Annotated in this window: 22 protein-coding genes; 1 reads left to right on the top strand and 21 read right to left on the bottom strand. The window is 66.8% G+C overall.

Features of this window, described 5'->3' with window-relative positions; genetic code table 11:
- Positions 1-15 precede the first annotated feature (15 nt).
- Positions 16-858 carry a Kdo hydroxylase family protein gene (locus ACFFGE_RS05340; protein ID WP_376835029.1) on the top strand — a complete coding sequence of 281 codons (843 nt, stop codon included), beginning with the start codon at positions 16-18 and terminating at the stop codon, positions 856-858.
- Here ACFFGE_RS05340 and ACFFGE_RS05335 read toward each other — a convergent pair.
- The 21 genes from ACFFGE_RS05335 to ACFFGE_RS05235 form a co-directional block, all read right to left on the bottom strand.
- Complete coding sequence (locus ACFFGE_RS05335; RefSeq protein ID WP_376835027.1) at positions 855-2,954, bottom strand: hypothetical protein; 2,100 nt, start codon at positions 2,952-2,954, stop codon at positions 855-857. The two genes, ACFFGE_RS05340 and ACFFGE_RS05335, sit on opposite strands and share 4 nt — an antisense overlap.
- On the bottom strand, positions 2,954-3,346 hold the full coding sequence (locus tag ACFFGE_RS05330; RefSeq protein WP_376835025.1) for a hypothetical protein: 393 nt from the start codon (positions 3,344-3,346) through the stop codon (positions 2,954-2,956). Before ACFFGE_RS05330 ends, ACFFGE_RS05335 begins: the two co-directional genes overlap by 1 nt.
- Before the next feature lie 15 nt (positions 3,347-3,361).
- Positions 3,362-3,607 carry a hypothetical protein gene (locus ACFFGE_RS05325; RefSeq protein ID WP_376835023.1) on the bottom strand — a complete coding sequence of 82 codons (246 nt, stop codon included), beginning with the start codon at positions 3,605-3,607 and terminating at the stop codon, positions 3,362-3,364.
- Positions 3,608-3,609: 2 nt separating this feature from the next.
- A complete protein-coding gene (locus ACFFGE_RS05320) occupies positions 3,610-5,922 on the bottom strand; it encodes a phage tail protein (protein WP_376835021.1) in 2,313 nt (770 codons plus the stop codon).
- Positions 5,923-6,336, bottom strand: coding sequence for a DUF6950 family protein (locus tag ACFFGE_RS05315; RefSeq protein WP_376835019.1), 414 nt, complete (start codon positions 6,334-6,336; stop codon positions 5,923-5,925). It lies immediately after the preceding gene.
- Between the two features lie 4 nt (positions 6,337-6,340).
- Positions 6,341-6,973 (bottom strand): hypothetical protein, encoded by a 633-nt coding sequence (locus ACFFGE_RS05310; RefSeq protein WP_376835017.1) that lies wholly within the window; start codon positions 6,971-6,973, stop codon positions 6,341-6,343.
- Positions 6,973-7,563 carry a hypothetical protein gene (locus ACFFGE_RS05305; RefSeq protein WP_376835015.1) on the bottom strand — a complete coding sequence of 197 codons (591 nt, stop codon included), beginning with the start codon at positions 7,561-7,563 and terminating at the stop codon, positions 6,973-6,975. The genes ACFFGE_RS05310 and ACFFGE_RS05305 overlap by 1 nt, the downstream gene beginning before the upstream one ends.
- The gene (locus tag ACFFGE_RS05300; RefSeq protein ID WP_376835013.1) at positions 7,563-10,061 is read right to left on the bottom strand and encodes a tape measure protein; all 2,499 of its coding nucleotides are present in this window, start codon (positions 10,059-10,061) and stop codon (positions 7,563-7,565) included. Before ACFFGE_RS05300 ends, ACFFGE_RS05305 begins: the two co-directional genes overlap by 1 nt.
- 196 nt (positions 10,062-10,257) lie before the next feature.
- Complete coding sequence (locus ACFFGE_RS05295) at positions 10,258-10,629, bottom strand: gene transfer agent family protein (RefSeq protein ID WP_376835011.1); 372 nt, start codon at positions 10,627-10,629, stop codon at positions 10,258-10,260.
- Positions 10,629-11,078, bottom strand: coding sequence for a phage tail tube protein (locus tag ACFFGE_RS05290; protein ID WP_376835009.1), 450 nt, complete (start codon positions 11,076-11,078; stop codon positions 10,629-10,631). The genes ACFFGE_RS05295 and ACFFGE_RS05290 overlap by 1 nt, the downstream gene beginning before the upstream one ends.
- 68 nt (positions 11,079-11,146) lie before the next feature.
- Positions 11,147-11,575 (bottom strand): DUF3168 domain-containing protein, encoded by a 429-nt coding sequence (locus ACFFGE_RS05285; protein WP_376835007.1) that lies wholly within the window; start codon positions 11,573-11,575, stop codon positions 11,147-11,149.
- Complete coding sequence (locus tag ACFFGE_RS05280; protein WP_376835005.1) at positions 11,568-12,077, bottom strand: HK97-gp10 family putative phage morphogenesis protein; 510 nt, start codon at positions 12,075-12,077, stop codon at positions 11,568-11,570. The genes ACFFGE_RS05285 and ACFFGE_RS05280 overlap by 8 nt, the downstream gene beginning before the upstream one ends.
- Entirely contained in the window at positions 12,077-12,415 is a 339-nt protein-coding gene (locus tag ACFFGE_RS05275) for a head-tail adaptor protein (protein WP_376835003.1), read from the bottom strand. Before ACFFGE_RS05275 ends, ACFFGE_RS05280 begins: the two co-directional genes overlap by 1 nt.
- Positions 12,412-12,642 (bottom strand): hypothetical protein, encoded by a 231-nt coding sequence (locus ACFFGE_RS05270; RefSeq protein WP_376835001.1) that lies wholly within the window; start codon positions 12,640-12,642, stop codon positions 12,412-12,414. Before ACFFGE_RS05270 ends, ACFFGE_RS05275 begins: the two co-directional genes overlap by 4 nt.
- A 28-nt stretch (positions 12,643-12,670) precedes the next feature.
- Complete coding sequence (locus tag ACFFGE_RS05265; protein WP_376834999.1) at positions 12,671-12,982, bottom strand: head-tail connector protein; 312 nt, start codon at positions 12,980-12,982, stop codon at positions 12,671-12,673.
- A complete protein-coding gene (locus ACFFGE_RS05260; protein WP_376834997.1) occupies positions 12,982-13,176 on the bottom strand; it encodes a hypothetical protein in 195 nt (64 codons plus the stop codon). Before ACFFGE_RS05260 ends, ACFFGE_RS05265 begins: the two co-directional genes overlap by 1 nt.
- Before the next feature lie 85 nt (positions 13,177-13,261).
- On the bottom strand, positions 13,262-14,467 hold the full coding sequence (locus ACFFGE_RS05255) for a phage major capsid protein (protein ID WP_376834995.1): 1,206 nt from the start codon (positions 14,465-14,467) through the stop codon (positions 13,262-13,264).
- 66 nt (positions 14,468-14,533) lie between these two features.
- Positions 14,534-15,193, bottom strand: coding sequence for an HK97 family phage prohead protease (locus tag ACFFGE_RS05250; RefSeq protein WP_376834993.1), 660 nt, complete (start codon positions 15,191-15,193; stop codon positions 14,534-14,536).
- On the bottom strand, positions 15,193-16,314 hold the full coding sequence (locus tag ACFFGE_RS05245) for a phage portal protein (protein WP_376835218.1): 1,122 nt from the start codon (positions 16,312-16,314) through the stop codon (positions 15,193-15,195). Before ACFFGE_RS05245 ends, ACFFGE_RS05250 begins: the two co-directional genes overlap by 1 nt.
- A gap of 101 nt (positions 16,315-16,415) precedes the next feature.
- Positions 16,416-17,861 (bottom strand): terminase large subunit, encoded by a 1,446-nt coding sequence (locus ACFFGE_RS05240; protein ID WP_376834991.1) that lies wholly within the window; start codon positions 17,859-17,861, stop codon positions 16,416-16,418.
- Positions 17,862-17,934: 73 nt separating this feature from the next.
- Complete coding sequence (locus ACFFGE_RS05235) at positions 17,935-18,822, bottom strand: HNH endonuclease signature motif containing protein (protein ID WP_376834989.1); 888 nt, start codon at positions 18,820-18,822, stop codon at positions 17,935-17,937.
- Positions 18,823-18,850 lie beyond the last annotated feature (28 nt).

The following is an 18,850-nucleotide window of genomic DNA, read 5'->3' as shown; positions in this document are numbered from 1 at the left end:
AGACAGGAAGCCTGAATGCCGACCGTGTTCGTGAACCCGAACCTGCCGAACTACTTTCTGGAAGCGCCTGATGTCCGCGTCGGCGCGACCGCTCGCAGCTATGTTCCCGAGTATGAAGCCGGGCAGGTCATCACCTTCCCGAACCTGAAGCTCGATATCGACCATGGTTTCTGGGCGGCCCTGGATAGCCGGCATCCGGGCCTGAAGAAGATGGCGACCGCGCTTCGGCCCGACCTGTCGTTTAACCGTCCCGCCTTCCTCACAAAGGCGACGGCGAACGGAGTGGCGCCCAGCCTTGCTGACCGGGTCGCCGATCACATGGCCCGCCTCTACGACGCCGTCATGCCCGCCTACGGCGATATCTTCTCCGGCTACGACTTCGAGACCCGCAGGTCGGTCTGGCGGCTCACCACCACGCTGAACGAGAACCTGCACATCGACGTTTACAAGGACGAGCATCCGACGCACTTCGGCCGCCTGTTCATCAATCTCGACAACCAGCCGCGCGTCTGGACCACAAGCTGGCGCATCGACGACATCATGAGGATGCAGGCCGAGCGCTTTCCGCGCGAGCTGCTCCGGAACGGCTCAGCCGCCGAAATCTGGATGGAGCTGAACGGCATGACCTTCGGCCGCTCCTCCCTTGAATGGTGGAGCACCCAACCCCGACACGTCATCTATTTCGAGCCCGGCGACGTGTGGGCCGTCGATAGCCGACAGGTCGCCCACCAGATCTTCTATGGACGGCGCGCCGTGTCCATCGACTTCACCGTGACCAGGGACTCCATGCGTAACCCGTCACGACACTACCTGGCGATGGCTGAAAGCTTCCGCGCGTCGATGCTGCAACCGGCTTAGGCCGACGGGATGAACCGCATTTCCGAGCGCCGAACGGTGAGGTTGAGCGCGGCTCCGTCGCTCTGGAAGGCCGTCGCCCGCAGGAACAAGCCCGCGCTAAGCCTGCGGCGATAGTTGATGCTCTGCGTCATGTTCTGCGTGGTCGCGCCGATGCTGGCCACCGTTTCAGAAATCTCGCTCCACGAAGAACCGTCATTGGAGCTTTCAAGGCGGACGATGCGGGCCGTGTTCGTCGTGGCGCCTTCGGCCCACTGGTAGCGTCCGACAAACTCCCACGTCCCGCTCTTTGGCACAGACCAGACGCCGGTGGCCTCGTTGAGGATGGCGTATTCATCCGAGCTGCTGGCGGCGGCGTCATAGGTGATAGTCGTGAAGGCGGCGTTCGGGATGGATTGAGCGCTGGCGCGGGCGCCGTTGGCGTAAAGGTCAAGGCTCTCGCCGCCAGTGCCCGAAGGGCGAGGAACCATGCCCACCCAGTCGTTGCCCCACTCCAGGTTAGGCTCTGCGGCCACGCGGTCGGTCGTATCGTTCTCGACCGCCGCGTCGCAATCTACCTGAAGGGCCAGGGTGTGCGTGCCCGAGCCGCCGGACAGCCCGGTAATCGGGGTTCCATCCAGCGCGTTGATGTAGCTGCTGGCCAGCTTGACCCGGTTCGTGTCCGGCACGTCGATGATGAAATAGTCGGTGCCGGTCGCCAGGCCAGAGGGAAGGGTGCCCGTCGTGGTCAGCCGGACGCGAACGCCCGTGGCGATCCGCAGATAGCCGGTCAGCATGATCTCGTCGGTGTCGAAGACCGTGAATGCCGACGACCCGGTGAACGACGTTCCCTTATTGCCCGTAATGATGACGCCCGCCGGGTCGCGGCCGGAACCACTGCCCTCGATCAAAACGACATTGGGCTCGGGCCAAAGTTGGTTGGTCCCGATGTTCAGCGCCACGACGCCACTGACAAGAATGTCGCGGGTCTGGTTCTTAAGGCTAGAGGATGGGCCGCTGATCGCGACAGCCGCACGGCCCACCTGATCAATGACCATGCCGGTGACGCCACAGGCCACGGCCGTGTTCGCAAACTTGGCTCCATAGGTCGCGCAGTACTTAGCCGAGCCGCCGTTGATCAGAAACTGAGTGTTGCCGCTGTTCAGGTCTCCGGTCACGTCCACCCCCTGGTCCACACGCTCGGCACGCGCATTCCAAGTCACGCGCTTGCAGCCCGAGAACGCATATCCACGGCTGTAGCGGTCACGCTCGGCGCTGGTCTGGTCGATCCGCCCAAGACGCTCGACGCGGCCGTTGCAGAACACGTCCTCGGATGTGTTGACCAGAACCCCGTTGATCACGTCATCGGTTTCGGAAGTGTGGGCATAGCGCATGTCGTGGACGTAAGCCCGCTCCCACACATAGGACGCTCCCCTGATCCAGATACCGCTGCCCCGGGCGTTGCCATAGATTTCGGCCTCGACATGAACGTTGGGCACGCCGTCGATCAGCAGGGCGTATGCCCCCAGCGTGCCCGCCGTGCCGTTGCCGTTCCGGTTGATCTTGAAGCCCGGTCCGATCCAGACGGAACCTACGCCAGCGGTTGCCGGAGTCAGGGTCAGCGTCCTCGGCTCACCCGTGTTGGGATTGCTTTCGACCAGCGTCACATTGTCGATGTGCAGGTGCGCGACCGGCCCCGTGGCCGCCGTCACCCGGTAGGTCTTACCCCGACCGTCGAGCGGCAGACCCGTGGTGCGGGCCGCGTCAAACCAAGCCTCGATCTCTGCGGTATAGTCGCCGGAGGGGTCGATACTCGTATCCACCGCGCCGAAAAGTTCCGGGATCAGGGGAAGGCGGGCGTTCAGGCCGATGTTCTCGATCAGCGTCGCGGCGTTGCCCCCGACATTGTCGCCGGTCAGGTTGAGCTTGTTGACCGTGGCGGCAACGGCGGTGTCGCGGGCGGCTTCGGCGGCGGCCTGCGCGGCCTCGGCCCCGGTTTCGGCAGTCTCGGCGGCGACGCGGGCGCTAACAGCCGACGCGACCAGTGACGACACGGTATCCGGGCCAGAGAACCGGACCTCCGCGCGATTTTGTTTTAGGGAAACAATCGCATTGGCCATTATTGGGTCGCTCCGGGGCGGATCGTGAAGTCGCCTTCCAGCCAGCGGGTTTTTTCAAAGCCGCCGCCGGTGATGTGCATGTCGTAAACAAGCTTCACGGACGCACCCGGGAGCCCTGCGTTCAGGAGGACCGCTTCCAGCGTCGCCTCATTGATGCGGATTTGAACGGTGCTGGTCGGCACGCCGTCAGCCGTCGCCACCGCGACCGAAAGCCCTTGCGACGAGGGACTGGCGTTCGCCAGCGCGATGATCGGATCGCCGGGCGCGTCAGCATAGAGCCGGACGTGCATCGCCATCGTCGCGCCGGTGAAGTCCAACCCCTCAAAGTCGATGGTGTAGACGAACGGGGTCCACCGCTGCGCCACAAGGGGCAGCGTTCCGGGTGTAATCATGTCTCTAGGCTCCGATCAGTGGTCGGCGGAGATGAACGTTACAGCCAGACCTTCACCGGCCATCGGGTCTGCATCGGGCGCACCTCGCCGCACGATGACGCCGCCTTCTACCTTCAGGGCGGCGGTGTTGATCATCGCCGGCCCGGTATCGGTGATCAGGCTCTGACCCGGCTTGAGGTAGCGGGCCGCCATCTCGACGCGCGGGGCCGTGACGCTGAGAATGATGTCCCCTGTCACGTCATCAACGATGCGGAAAATCATCCTCAGTCCTCATTGGTTTTGTTTTCAGTGGCCTGCATGAACGGCGCCCGAACTTCCTGGGTCGTCATGTTGCTGGCCGTGGACCACATGCGAAGCCAGTAACGCCATGTGCCGGCGCCCGGCGTGTCCTTGATCTTCAGGGGAAACATGCCCAGCACGCTGTCGTTCGCCCCCCCCAGCGCGGGAACCGTCAGGTAAAGCATTTGGATGCCGATGCCCGCGTCCGGCGAGCGGCGAAGTTCGAGGATGGCATCGAACGAGCCCGACGGGTCGTGGCGCATGTTCACCAGTCCGTTGAACTCGACCACGACCGGCGAGTCGGTCCCGGCTACGTCGATCCAGACCTCGGCCACCTTCGTCGGGGTCGTGCCGCTTAGGGCCACGGTGCCAGTCGAGAACGACAGGAAGGTCGGCGCGACGGTGTTCTTCTTGATGTCCGTCAGGCCATCGACAGAGTCCGGCGCCAGCGGCGTATGAAACACCCCCGTCGTCACCGGGCCCAGAACAAGCCGTTCTGATAGCTCCTTGCCGCGCCGGTAGCTGACAGCGGCCTCGTAGGCCGTGCCCGGCGTGATGGCTCCACCGATTTCCTTTCGGACCAGAGAGGGCGCCTCAACGCCGGCCCCACCCCACTCCGCGCCGACCCCGTGCGGCCGGAACTCGATCACCACCTGGTCGATCGTGGCGTTATCCGCCTCGCCCTCAACCACCAGGATGGGCACGGTGGCGCCATCCTCTGTGATCGAAGACGCCGACAGCGACCACTCCGGGGCCGATGGCGCCGCAGGCGGCCCGGCATACGGCGACAGCGTTGCGGGCGCAGGCGGCGTCGGGCTCTGGCCATAGGCGAACGGATACTTCGCGTCGGTCTCGCTGACGAAGGTGACGCGGTGAACGCCGGTCGCGGCGTCGAACTCGGTGTCCAGGCACAGGCACTTCTGCCCGTCCAGCAGGAAGCCCGGCTCGGTGATGGTGAAGGCGTCGCCCGGCCGGATGCGCTGAAGATGCGGCTTCAGCGGGATCACGCCCCGGAAGCTCTCGCGGGTGTGGGCGATCTGGAGCGCCGCCAGCTCCGCCACCTGCTGCACCGACCGCACATAGGGGAAGTCGACACCGCGCGTGCGCTTGCCGCCGTCCTCGGTCTGATAACTGGACGCGGTCACCTCTGCGGCGGCCGTCATCTGCCACCGGTTGGCCTCCGACCAGAACCGGGGCTGGATCGTGTTGATCCGGCCGATGCGCGACACCGACGTGTCCAGCTCGAGCGGTCCCGCCGTATCGGCCGCCGAGATGGTCACGACCGAGGCCCGCGGCGCCGCGCGCTGGATACAGCTGATCTTGCCCGCCCGTTCGGCGTAGATCGCGCCGCAGGCCTGCAGCAGCGCGTCCATCACCTGGGCCTTGTCGTCGGCGGTCGAGGGATAGGCCGCGACGGTCCAGCCGTTCGCGTCGGCGATGTTCGCCGCGTCGACGAAGGCCGCGACGTCGATGCCGTCCACCTTGGAGCCAAAGCCCCCGACCTGCGAACATGCCTGCGGCACGCCGTAGCCGCCGCCGGTCGAAGCCCCTTCCCAGAAGCCGATCCCCCACTTCAGGGCGCCCAGCGCGGGGTTGTCGATCCACACCCAGGTGGCGGGGTCGTTGAGACGACACGACCCCGATCCGCCCGGATAGGTGCTGTCCTGACGCGGGTCCCAGCCGTAGCACCCCTCCCAGGTGACCAGGGGCTTAGGCTCGCCCGTGGGATAGGCCGTCCGCTTGGAGTTCTCGGCCATGGTCAGCATGTAGCCGGCCTTGCCCGACAGCTTGCTCGACGAGCCCCAGCCCGGCAGGCTGGCCCCGTTCTTCAGGCTGGAGGGCGACGACAGCGCCGTGTCCGGCTGTAGGCCACGACGGGTCGTGACCCACATCTCGTTGACCCACTGAGACGACGTCGCCGCGCCGCCCGCGCCGAAGGTCACCGGCTGGTCGTCGAACGTCCACGACACGAAGGCCTTGATCGGCCCGCCCGCGCCGATCACCCCGACGATCGACTGATACATGTTGTCCGGGCCGTATTCGTCCCGGTGCACGATCTGACCCGCCGCGCCGCCGCGCCCGATGCAGAAGTGCAGCGGCGCGTCCGGGTCGGCCCGCCACTCCGTCGGATTGCCGTCCTTGCCGACGTCGGGCTTGGTCAACGCAGTCGCGGCAGCCGCAATCCCCGCGTTGACAACGATCGTCGTGGCCACCGTGATCGCCGTCGCGGCTGCGCCCGTCGCGCCGACCGCACTGATGATGATCGCCGATACGGCCTGCGAGATCGGGTCCGCCATCTACAGCGTCCTCCAGGCGCAGATGGTCTGATGCACGCGGCCCGGCTGGAACACGCCGTCGATCAGGCCGAACGAGGTCTGGTGATCCAGGGCGATGTGCAGCGCCACGGTATCATCCGGGGCCGGCAGCGCGAACAGGTCGCCCATGATCGCCCGCGACGGCGCGACCCGGGGCAATCCCGCCTTGTCCACCACCTCCGCCAGGTCACGGCAGTCCAGCGCCCTCAGCGCCCGCGCCGCGCCGACAGCCGAGCCATAGCGCGGCATCTTCGTCAGCCGGACCTTGACCCCCAGCCGTTTGACCAGGAACGCGGCCATACGGGCGCAGTCGTCCCGGCCATAGGCGAGCGTCTTCCCCGCGAACCGCTGAATGGTCGCCTCGACGGCCTGCTGCCGCCGCAACATCGGATGCATGGAGCTACCTCCGGGCGTTTTGGCCGCCGAAGCCGCCGCCGGTCGAACCGCCGCCGCCGACGCTGATGGACCCGTTCGGGGCCTCCATCCGCCAGTAGATTCTCTTGGTCACGTTCGTGACGAAGATCAGCCCGGTCTCGCCGGGCCAGATGGCGGAATGGAAGGCATGGTTCAGCCGCCAGTTGTCGTTCGGCTCCAGCTGGCGCTCGGCCTGCGTTCCGCACTCCAGCGTGACCGACCACGCCTCGCCGACGCTGAACTGCGCCTTGTCCAGCTCGCCGTCGAACTTCAGCTCGGGCTCGCCGATCAGCGCTCCCGTGGCCGGGTCCACGGCCCCGAACCAGACACGCACCCGCGACCCCTGCGCCGTCGGCGCGGTCAGGTCCACGACCGCCTGATCCGACCGGGGTTGCAGAACCACATCCACCCGCGTGGTCGTGTTCGTCGCGCCCTCTTTCAGGCCCGAGATCGACGACAGCACACCCAGGGTGGGGTGATCGCCATAGTAGACCTGACCCCCATAGGCGACCACGCCTCCATCGGTCAGCCGCACCGTGCCCGAGGGCAGCGCGATCTCGACCAGCAGGCACGTCGTCGGCGCCGCGCCCTGAAGCGCAGCCGTCAGGGCGGAGTCCATCAGGCCCGTTCCTCAACGCTGAAGTCCACGCCCACGGCCTGGAGGCGGCTGATCGACCACTCCTGACCCGGCTGGACGAAACCCTCGATCTTCGGCGCCGCCAGCTCCACCACGGCGTTGTCCGTCGTCGGCGTCCGCAGCATGGGCCAGATCGGCAGGCTGGCCTGCCCCGAGCCGTTCGCCGTGGTCTGCGCCGCCACGATGTGGACGTAGCGCTGACCGCCCAGGATGACCGACAGGAACTTGCCCTTGAGGATCGCCACGTTCGGCGTGAGTCCGTCGATCACCAGCGTCGTGCCGAGCTGCCCGGCGCCGTTCACCAGCGGCGTGCCGTAGGGGACCGCCGGCACATAGTCCGGCACCGGCAGGATCACCGTCTCGGTTTCACCGCGCAGCAGGTCCGCGATCAGGGCGATGCCGCAGCCCTTCGCAGACATGGCGGGCACCTTCACGTCCAGGGCGAAGCGCGAGCCCTTGCGCCCCAGGCGCTGGACCGGGCCGCCGAAGCTGGGGCGAAGGTCATTCGCCGCAGAGACCGCCCGCATCGAAAAGGTGGTCAGGCGGGGCAGCGTGCCGAGCGTGATCGCCATCAGCGCCTCCGGTATGCGCTCTGTCGCGCCAGGTCGGCAGGAACCGCCTGACGCGCGCCGTTGAACGAGGCTTGCCCGGCCTGCAACGCCATCGGCGAGGCTCGGCCGTCCACGTAGGCGTTGAACCGGTCATCGTTCACGTCGATCTGGACCCGCACGTCCTGCCGCGCCGATTGGCCCTGGCCCATCTTCGCCATGGCGGCGTTGATGCTCGGGATAACGGTCCCGTTCACGCTCGGCACGAATACCTCGGGACGACGCTCGCCGACGATGTAGGGCTGCCCCCTCGTCACCGCGCCGCCCGTCGCGCGCCGGCCGAACGCGGAGAAGATCAACGACAGGAAGTTGCCGCCGCCGCCGCCCGCTCCACCACCAGAGAACAGGGCGTCGAACAGGCCGTCCGCAGCGCGCTCAAGCAGGCGATTGGCGAAGCGGTCCGCCAGGCTCTCGAACGCCCCGCCCAGGTCGCCTTCGATCACCTGCCGCATGGCGCCGACGAACTCGTAGCGGAAGTCGTCGCGGGCCCGCTCGAAACGATCAAGCGCGTCGCGGTCCGCCTGCTCCTGCGCCTCGAATGCGATCCGCTTGGCCTCCAGCGCCGCCTCGCGCTGGGATTGGAGCTTGTCGCCGATCGCGTCGAACGCGGCTCGAGTCCGCTCCGCCGCCTCCAGGGCGTCGTAATAGACCGTCGCTCGCGTCTGGGCGTCCTCGACGCCGGCCGCCTCCAGGCGCTGCGTCAGCTGCATGATCTCCAGCCGGCGCTCCAGCCCCGCCGCGTCCGCCTCGCGGCCCTGCGCGCGCGCAAGCTGGATCTGCATTTCTAGGTCCAGCTCGGCGCGGCGAGCGGCTAGTTCGGCGGTGTTGTCGCGCGTCTCGCGCTCACCCGCGCCACGGCGCTCCGTGCCTCCCGCAGTCCCTCCGCCGGTTGGCACGGCCACGGAAGACTGCTCCTGGATGCGACGAAGCTCGTTCTCTTGGCGGATTTGCTCTCGGATCGCGGCTGCCGCGTCTTCTTGTGCGCGCTGCAGTTGGCGCTGGGCACCCGCCGCAAACGCCAGCTGGCCAGCGGCCTCCGCCGGGTCTCGCGGCGCGCCAGACGTCACCTCCTGGAACGATCGCGTCGCCAGCTGAAGTGCGGCCTGGGCCTCGGCGGTCCGCTTCGCCGCGAGGGCGCGCGCGGCGGTTATTGCGGCCTGCGCTTCCTCCCGCATCGCCTCGGCATTTCGCCGCGCCGCCACGGCGGAGTCGCCCGACGCACGCTCGGCCTGTCGAAGAGCCTCCTCGTAGCGTCGGAGGGCGTCGTTGCTGGTCTCGGTCGCCGCCGCCAGCTCCTCGGCCGCGATCCGCGACTTGTCGTAACGCTGCGCCAGCAGCAGCAGGCCAGCCGCTAGGGCCGCCACCACGGTCACCACCAGCCCGATGGGGTTGGCGGCCATTGCCCCGTTCAGAAGCACCTGCGCTGTGGTGGCGCCGGTCTGCCGGGCGGTCAGGGCCGCGAGCGCAATCTGATACCTGACCGCCTCGACAGTCGCGGCTGCGGTTCGCACGCCCGCAACTGCCAAGGACGCGCCGTAGCTGACGCCGATCACAGTGGCCAATGTAGTGGCCACCGGGATGATGCGGTCGAGGTTGTTCGCCAAGGCGACGATAGCCTGCGCCAGCCGCTCGGTGGCGGACAGGCTCTCGTCTGCCTCGCCGACGTAGCGGCCGAGTTCGTTGTTGAGCCGTTGAAGCGCCTGTCCGACCGTCGTCGCAGTGTTGTCGAAGGTGGCGTTGATCTGGTCGCTCGCGCCGAACAGAGCGCCCACGATCACATCGGCCGTGATCTTGCCTTCTGCCCCAAGCTCCTTCAGCGCGCCGATCCCGACGCCCATCGAGTCCGCGATGGCCTTGGCGACGAGCGGCGCGTTCTCGCGAAGGGAGCGCAACTCGTCGCCCTGTAGCACGCCCGACGCCAGCGCCTGGGACAGTTGCAGCGCCGCCGACGCGGCCTCTTGAGTGCTGAGACCGCTGGATGCGAACGACTTGTTCAGCAGTTCCGTCAGCCGGAGCGTGTCCTGCTGCGACAGGCCGAGTTCCGCCGTGGCGATGCTCAGGCGCTGATACAGCGCAATCGTCTCCGCCGTGCCCGTGCGCGTCTCGTTTGCGAGGTCCACGAGCTCGTTCTGGCGCGTTGCCAGGTCGGCCGCTGCGACGCCCGCTGCCGACAGCGCGTTGCGGCCTGCGGTCCAGGCGTCCGCATACTGGATCACCTGCGCGGCCGAGAACGCAGCGGCGAGCGTCGGCGCGATGTCGGTCAGGCTCGCGCGCAGCGCATCGACCATCGAGCGGCCCGCCTGGCCCATGATCCGAGACAGGTTTCGGTCGGCCTGGAGCGCCCGCTGCTCGACCTCGCGCATCCGGCGCTCGGTGATCTGCCGCGACCTAGCCATCTCACGCTCGAACGAGCGCAAGTCCGCCGACATCTGAAGGACGAGGCGCTCTTGGTCAGTGGCCATGCATCACCTCAGACGTGGGCGAACTTCGCGACGAGGGCGTCGTGCTCTTCGTCGCTAGGGGCTGCGGGCTTGCTTTCGCCGCCGTGGGCTTTCGACCACCCGCTGACGCAGGCGCCAAACTCCCACAGCGACAGGTCGTCGATCTCGCGCGGCGTGAACCCTATCGCCGCGCCGGAGCCGTAGAGCGTGCCGAACCTCAGCTTGCCTCGGGGGAGGGGCTGGTCTGCGCCTCCCCCTTCGGCTCCCCCAGGTCTTCATCTCCGGCCCCGACAACGGCGGCGAGTACGATCGCCTGGGCTGTGCCGACGAACTGGCCAAGCGGCAGGTCATCGAAGTCGGACCGCAGCAGCTTCACCGCGTCCGATGCAGCCATTCCGGCGCCGATCAGGCCCTGGTGGATGGTCTCGCGGACGTCATCCACCCGCCAGGTCCCGGCGGCGAACCGATGGACAAGTTCCATCGGCCCGCAGTCGGTCTTCTCCTGGAGCGCGCGCAGCCGGCCGATGGAGAGCCTGAACGCGCGCTCCTCGCCGGCGAACGCCAGCCTGATCTCAGCGCTGCGGCTCATCAGGTGTTCGCGGCCGACGTCACGGCGCCCGACGAGGCCAGGCTGATCGACGCCTGCATCTTCTCGCCGCGGTTGCCGGTGATCGAGAACTCGGTCAGGTGGAACGCGCCGGTGAAGACCACGCCGCCGTCGGCCGAGGGCACGTCCACGACCACCTTGACGTTCTTCGTGTCCTCGCCGGTCAGCCAGTCGTAGAAGTCCTGAACGTCGCTGGTGTCCAGCACGCCGGAGCCGGTGATGGAGACCGACAGGTTCGTCTTCTCGCGCACGATCCAAGCGATCGCGTCGGGGTCGGCGCAGTCCGGGATTTCCTGCTCGTTGGCCCCGGCGGTGAAGGTGATGCCACGCTCGGCATTGATCGAGCATTGCGCGGCGAAGACCTCGGGGTCCGCACCGTCGCCGACCTTGATGAGCAGCTTGACGCCGCGCGCGTGTTTGACCTCGGCCATGGCGGAGGCTCCTTTCGTCAGTCTGTGAGAAGAGCCCCGAAGGGCGGATCACCGGCGGGGGCCGGGGTTCAGTTCGGCTCGAGCTGGAGCCGATGCGTCACGATCGAGTGCGCGGTGCGACGATCCGGGTCAGTCAGGTGACGGGCATCCTCAAACCGGCACTCCACCAGGTCGAAGCCGACGACGTTGAGCGTCCGTCCGATCACGGTCCGCACAACGCCCGCGATCTGCTTGGCCTGGGCGCGAGACGCGCTCACGTCATCCTCGACACGGCTCCAAACATGAACCGTCGTGATGACGTCCGACCCCGCGCTGCACTCCGTCTCGTCGCCGATGACCTGATCTTCCCCGATCACGAGATATGGGAAGGGCGCGCCGTCCGGCGGCGCCAGCGTGTAGAGCCTGACGTTGGTCAGGCCCATGGCCGCCTTCAGGGCGTTCGATGCCCGCAACGCCGCCTCTACGGCGTTCTGCACGGCGAGGGCCGGGTCAGACATCTTCGGACGCCTTTCGAATAGCCTTGGCCTGAGCACGCTTGATCTTCCCGACGAGGCGACGCCTGAGCGCGCGCCAGGTCGGGAAAAAGAAGGGCTGGGCGGGCGTTCCCGCGTGCGGGCGAGTGCCCTTGGTCATCACCTCGACGGACTTGAAGTTGCGATTACGGCGAGGGGCTTCACCGGACGAAGGCGCGGTGCCGAACTCGACGAAGGACGCGTAGAACGCCGTCTCGTCCCCGGCAGCGACCGTGACTGAAAGATCCTTGTCCTCGGTTCGGCCGGCCTTGCGGGCCTTTTTGTCCCGTGGCGCACCGCGTCGCCACCGCACCGACGCCTTAAGATCCCCATGGTCGACGGGCACATTGTATCGAACAGCCTCAGCGAGTTCGTCCGCGCTACTCGCGAGCGCGTCCTGAGTAGCGCGGCGGACATCCTTCGGCAGGCGACGGAACAGCGCCTTGGCGCGGTCGCGGTCACCGGCGCGGAAGCGGGTGCGGGCCATCAGCCTGTCGGGCCGCCCGTGGTGGCGAGAATGTCGATGAAGCCGCGCTCCTGGGCGGGACTGACCGACGTGATATTGAACGCCTGACCCTCAACCCGGGCGTTGAGCGCCCGCCAGGCCGTGGTGATCTGGCGGGCTTGTGCGGAGTCCCTGATCACGATGGCGACCGGCTGGCGGCCCTCCAGGCGCTGTTGCAGCGCGGCCTCAGAGCCCCTCAGCCAGCGCAGATGCGCCCAGACGGTGAACTGCGGCTCGAACGCTCCCAGCGCGTCGCCGTTGGCGTCCAAGGCCCTGGCCTCGAACGTAATCCGGTCCCGTAGATCACCGGCGCCGATCATGCCGGATCAGCCTTCCGGGCGCCGCCGGGCCGACCGTCGCCGTCGTGATCGACCTTCTCCAGCGGCGCGTCGTTGAAGGTCTCGATCTCTTCAGCCGCCCCCGCAGCGACAGCCGCTTCGCCGGCTTCCCGCTTCACCGTCAGCTCAGAGCCCGCCTTGTAGGCGATCGTCACCCGCCGCTCGCGGGATGGGGTGTAGTCGTAGTCGGCGATGAAGCGAACGCGCATGGTGCCCTCCGTCGCGAACCGAGTTCGCCTAAAGCCTGATGGTCCGGTAGCGATTGAGGAGCGCCGCCACGGTCGGGCTCACCGAGATCGTCCCGCCCGCGATCACCGCCTCCCGGCGGCCGTAAAGGTCGCCAAGCGTCAGCAGGGCCGCCGCCCTGAACGCTGGCTCCGCGCCCTGCGGCACGAGCTGCTGGTCGCAGTGGTCCAGCACCGACAGCACCGCCGCATCGAGGTAGCTCTCGATCAGGTCGTTCTCGTCGTCGCCCTCGACGCGCAGATGCGCCTTGGCCTCGTCGAGCGTCAGCAGCGGACCCGTCGTGAGGACGACGACGTTCAGCATCAGCCCGCGGCCTTGTTCTGAAGCTTCGGCTCAGCCTTGTTCTTCACCGCCGGCGCCGCCTTGGCCGCCAACGGTTGCAGAACCCCGGCAGCCACGAGGTGACGGACCTCGGAATCGTCGCCCTCGTAGGTCTCGCCCTCAAGATAGAGGCGGTCGAACAGGACCTGGCGGGCGACCTTGAACTTCTGGATCATGGTGGGCCTCCTTGCGAGGCGGTCGCCATAGACGGCCGCCACGGAAAGAGGCCCGGCGAGCGCATTGCCGCCGGGCCCGTTCCGGCTACGCTGATCGGCCAAAATCCCCAAAGATGAAGGCTTCCGGCCTGTAAACCGCCAACGCCAGCCGTTCCTCGGCGAGGATCGTCACCAAATTCTTGGTGAAGTCATCGTTGACGTAACCGGTCTCGACGCGCGCATCCCAGCGGTCGAAGACCTGCGCGCCCAGACGGAACGCCCCGACCAGGACCTTGTCGATGGTCATGGCCTGGGTCGCCACGACCGGCAGGCTCCAGAGGGTCGGGTTGATCGAGCCCTGCGGGTTGCCGATGATGTAGCGGCCTTCGCCGTCCTTCAGGGTCTCGATCCAGGCCCAGTCCGCCGGGTGCATCACGATGCCGGTCGACGGATACTCCGCCAGCGCCGCCTGAAGCGCCATCAGGCGGATCAGATCGATGCTCGTCGGCGAGGACAGAGTGATCGGCGCCGAGTAGGCTGTGGCCTGCGGGATGATGCCGTGCAGGTTCTGGCCAGTGCCCGAGCCGTTCAGCAGTTGCTGCTCCTCGACGTAGGCCAGGCCATAACGCAGACGCTGGTCGATCACGGACTGCAGCTGGGAGACGTCGCTCAGGATTTGGCGCGAGGCCTTCATCCAGTGCGCGATGACCTTCGCCGAGGTCGTCACCAGGTCCAGCTTCATGTCGGACTCCGGCTTGGCCGCAGCTTCCGCGACAGGCGCGGCGCTGTTGGTGAAGCCGGTTTCCTTCACATACTCGATTGCCGAGCCGTCCATGCGGCCCTGCGAGAGCAGGTCACGCACGGTCAGCCGGCGCTGCGCCAGCGGAAGGATGCCGTCGAGGCGGGTGGGCCGCACCGCGTCCCCGACCGAGCCGGCCGCATCCGTGGTGGCCGAGGTCAGCGTCGCCTTGATGCTCAGGCTGGCGCGCTGGCCGTTGCCGAATCCGCCGTCGGCGAACGCCTTGAAGTTCTCGCTCGATGTGAACTGCTCGCCGATAGACTTCTGCGCGTCTTCGTCCGAGCCGCCGCCGCGTGCCATCTTCTGCTCCAGCTCGTCCAGGCGAACCTTCGCTTCGTTCATGGCGGTCAGGGCGTTGTCGGCGATCTCCTTGGCGGAGGCCGATTGGTCCACGCCCTTTTGGGCCTCGGCGATCGCCTTCTCAGCGATCTCCTTCACCTTGTCGTGCTTCTGTTCGAAGTCCGACTTGATCTCGGCCGCCAGCTCGGCAGCCGTCTTCGTCTGGTCCATCATGGCCAGGGGGTCCTTTCTGTCAGTATGGGAAGCCTGCCGCGCTTGGCGGTCAGGCGAGGGGGGGGGTTAGCCGCGCAGGGCTCTCAGGAAGTCCAGCGCGTCGTCCGCCTTCGCCTCGGGCTCCCCCCGAAGATGCGGCGCTGCCTTGGCGGAGATGGCCTCCGCCAGGCGTCTCGAGAAACCTGCCTCCCGCAGGTGCTCCTCGAACTCTCGAACGGTCGGCAGCCTATCGCCATCGACCAGGCTCTTGACCGTCTCGACCCGAGCTGCGCGACCCAGGGCGCCGAAGGTCACGACGGAAACCTCGCGCAGATCCAGCTTCTTCAGGATCGTCACCCCGTCCTGCTGGCGATCCGGCGTCGTCTCGATGGTGCGATAGCCGATGCTCAGCTCGTCGAGCGCGCCCTCCTTGATCAGGCCGAACGCCTCCGCCGCCTTCGGCGAGACGTCCTTCAGCAGGCGGCCTTTGACCCGCAGCCCTTTGTCGTCCTCGGCGGCCTCATCCCAGACGCCGATCGGCTGCCAGGAGTCGTGCTGGTACAGCATCTTGATCAGGCGCTTCTCGCGCTTGGCAGTGGCCAGAGATGCCTTGAAAGCGCCCGGGGCCACCATCTCGTTGTAGCTGTCGACGACGTTGAACACCGAGGCATACCCCTCGATCACCCCGTCCTCGCCGATGGCCTTGATATCGAGCGCCAGGCCGGCGTTCTTCGTCTGCAGTTTCATCACTCGCCTCCAGCGACTAGGGCCGGCGGACTGGCCATGTTGATCGGGATGTTCTGCGCCTGCATGCGAGGCACGTCGCCGCCCGGAACCGGCGGAAGGTTCTCCAAGGCGCGGACCTCGTTGATGGTCATCGCGCCCATGGCCGTCATGTCTTTGTAGAAGGTCGCCCTCCCGGCGCTGTCGCCGCGCAGCAGGCCCTCCAGGTTGAACTCGATCCTGACGCCCGCCGCCCTGTCGGCGGCGCTCAGCAGTTGCTTCTCCAACGCCTGCTCGATCCGCTTCAGCCGCTTCCGAAGCGTGAACTTCTGGAAGGCCAGGGTCTGCTGCTCCAGCCCCGTCCCCCAGCTGGTGGATTTCTCGGTGTGGCCGATCATGTGCGGCGGCACGCCGAACAGCCTCGCCACTTCCTCGACGCTGAAGGCGCGGCTCTGCAGCATCTGCGCGTCCTCAGGCGAGAACGACACCTGGTGCGGTGTCAGGCCGCCTTCGAGGAGCATTGGACGGCCGGCATTCATCGCGCCGGCGTGCTTCTCCTGAAGCGCCTTTTCGAGCGGCACGCGAACCGCCTCGCCCAACGTCTTGTCGGCGGGCGCCGTCAGGATGAGGGACGGTCTCACGCCCTGAGCGAAGGTGGTGGCGGCGGCCGTGTTCACCGCGCTCGACAGCCCGAAAATCTGGCGGCCGTAGGCCAGGGTAGACAGCCCGCCGAGAGGCGAGCCCCCGAAGCCGCGGACGTGCAGCATGCGCTCCTGCGGCTCGTCGTAGGTCTTACCCTCCTCCGTGAACCGATACCTCAGCCCGCCATTCGCTTCGCGGCGCACGGTCGCCGAGACGGGGTGAAGCGCGATCACCCGATCGCCGGACCGCTCGACGCGGGCATGCATGTTGCCGCGCAACTCCAGCGCCGCGACCCCGCCCTCCCAGAAGTCCATGGCCGTCTGGTCGTAGTTCGGACTGTCGTGCAGAACCCGATACAGCGGGTGGTCCCGAGCGGGCTCGCGGCGGCCGTCAGCCGAAGTCCGATAGACCATGAGCGGCAGGGAGGCGATCGTTCCCGCCAGCAAGTTCACGCAAGCCCAGGCCGCCGATAACGCCAGGACGGACGACTCGCTCACCGGCATGCCCGCCGCCACGGGCTCGCAGCCCCAAGGCGCCGGGTCAGTCAGGTTGAGCCGCACGACTCTGTCCGCCGACTTCCGGCCGAAAGGCCACATCGCCTTCATCATGCCGCCACGCCCAAGCTGGCGAGATAGTCCTTCCATCCCGCCTCCTCTGGCGCCTTGTCCTGGGCCGCCACGCCCATCGCCATGACGAGCGAAACCATGCCGTCGATCCGGCCGGTGCTCTTGGCCTTGTCCAGCTTGCGATTGCCCGCCGGGTCCAGGGTCACGACGGCGTTCGCCGCGCACATGGTCAGGACCGGATGCCCGCCATGGCGGACCCGGCCATGCAGGAACTCGACCTCGGCCGCGTCAATGGCCGGCGCCATGCTGACGAAGCCCTGCCCGAACGGCTCGAACGGCAGGTCCACGCCCATGCGCTCCAGCTCACCCTCCAGTATCTTCATCCGGTGCCGGTCGAAGCCGATCTTCCTGACGTCCATCCCCTCGGTGATCTCGGCGATGTCGCGGGCCACGAAGCCGTATTCGACAGCCGGGCCGGGCGTCGCCTTCACGAACCCGTCCCGCACCCAAGCGTCATAGGGCGCGCGGTCTCGCCGGCTGCGATCAGCCAGCGTGGCCTCAGGCGTCCAGAAAACCGGCAGCAGGTGCCAGACCTCATCCTCTTTCGCCGCCAGGATCAGCGCCGTCAGGTCGGTCGTCAGCGACAGGTCGAGCCCGCCATAGACGGGGTTTCGCCGGAACACTCCGAGGTCCACCGGACCCGAGCACGCCTTCCACACCGACGGGGAGACGAATGGCGTGAACCGCGTCACGCGACGATTTAGATAAAGATTGAGGAAGCTGTTTTCGACGGACGGCATGCGGGCCGCTTCGGCGGCCTTGTTCTGAATTTCGATTAGCGACCTAAACGCTCCGAGCGCCGGGTTCGCGGCGCGCCATGCGGCGGGGTCGGTAAGTTCAAGGTCGTCTGGCGCGGCGTAGACATGGCTGACGACGGTTGGGTCTCCCGACCGTTCGGCGTCGTCAATCCGAATGGAAAGCATGTCGGCGTCGCTTGGCGCCTGGGTGGAGATGACGATTTGAAGGGCGTCATCATACGCCCCTTGGGCGGTCTCAATCGCCTCGATGAATGGGTCGAACTCACCGCGCACCTGCCCCATTTCATCATGGATAGCGAGGACGGGAGACAGGCCATGCGCGGTTCCCGCTTCTGCGGCCAAGGCCTGATATTCGGTATTCATGGTCAGGCCATGAAGCGTCTTAGCCGACGGCACGTCGCGGATGATCGCGCGGAGCGCCGGCTCTAGGTTCACCATTTTGAGGGCGAGGTTAAAAACGATCGCCGCTTGTTTCCTGGATCGCGCGCCAGAAACGATTTGACTGTTGAGTCTTGCCTCCGGGCCAACCAAATGAGCCAATACAATCGCGGCTATAAGTCCGCTTTTTCCGTTCTTTCTCGCAACCGACAAGATGGCTAGCCGAGTGCCCGCCGGGTTGTCGTATATTTCGCGAATGAACTTCTCTTGGAATGGCAGAAGCACCATCGGCTCTCCGACGTGCTTTCCCTCCGGGACTCGGCAATACCTTCGGATGAAGGCCAAAACTCTTTCGGCTCGACTAGGTCGCGAGACTCCATCCTTTTGTGTGGGCGCGCTGGCCATTGATCACCATGTTGAGGTTTCCGCGCGAAAGCCCGAGGCTTTCCGCCGCCTGCCGTCGTGAACCGACGAACGCGCGTCCGTCTTGATGCGCGAGCGCAACGGCGACCACGCCCCTCTCGCCAACCGGAACCGCACCCTTTGCGCCGCGCCCCACCGTGGCCGGAGGCCGCCCGTCGATATACCAGCCCGCGTATGACCTTTGCCGGCCAGCGCGGACATTTGCCGTCTTCATACGGTTCAGTCCGAACTCGGCCGCCAGGTCAAAGGCGGTTCCGGTGAACCGTCGTCCGTCCGTGTGCAGCCAAGAGAATGACTCCGCCCGGTATGCCGGGTGGTGAACGCCATCACGCCGAGGCTCTTCTCGATCCGCCAGGAACCAACCCTCAGCCGAGTTGACGCGTCCCTTGATCAGCATGTTCGCCATCGACTTGGACAAGCCGAGGCCGATCATCTCAGATTGAAGACCGGCCCATGTGCGACCGTCCTTGTGCCGCAGACGGCGAACCTCTCGGTCGAAAGCGTGATGCCCTTCGCCGCTTAAGGCCAGCGCCAGCGACCGACGCGCCCATCCGTATTCGCGGCGTGAGCGCCGGACCGTCCAGCTCTTGCGGTCGCCGCCGACCATAAACGCGATCGGAGCCCACAGTTTGCCGCCGTGGATCTTCGCCAGCAGCAGATGGGCGAAGAAATGATCTTCCGCTGACAGGCGGATCAGGTTGGCAGGTTCATCCGTGCCGCCAAGGGCACGGGGCTTGATGTGGTGCTTCTCAGAATAACCGGCGAGATCGGCTTCGCGCCCTCTTCGATCCGCGATGAAAGCGCGGTATATCCGCTCGTAGTCCATGGCCTGTTCCTACCAGGTTGAGGATTAG

Origin of the sequence: Brevundimonas balnearis (genome assembly GCF_042434805.1) — a bacterium.
Classification (GTDB): domain Bacteria; phylum Pseudomonadota; class Alphaproteobacteria; order Caulobacterales; family Caulobacteraceae; genus Brevundimonas; species Brevundimonas balnearis.
The sequence above is the reverse complement of the archived record's forward strand: the minus strand, read 5'-3'. Positions and strand labels throughout refer to the sequence as shown.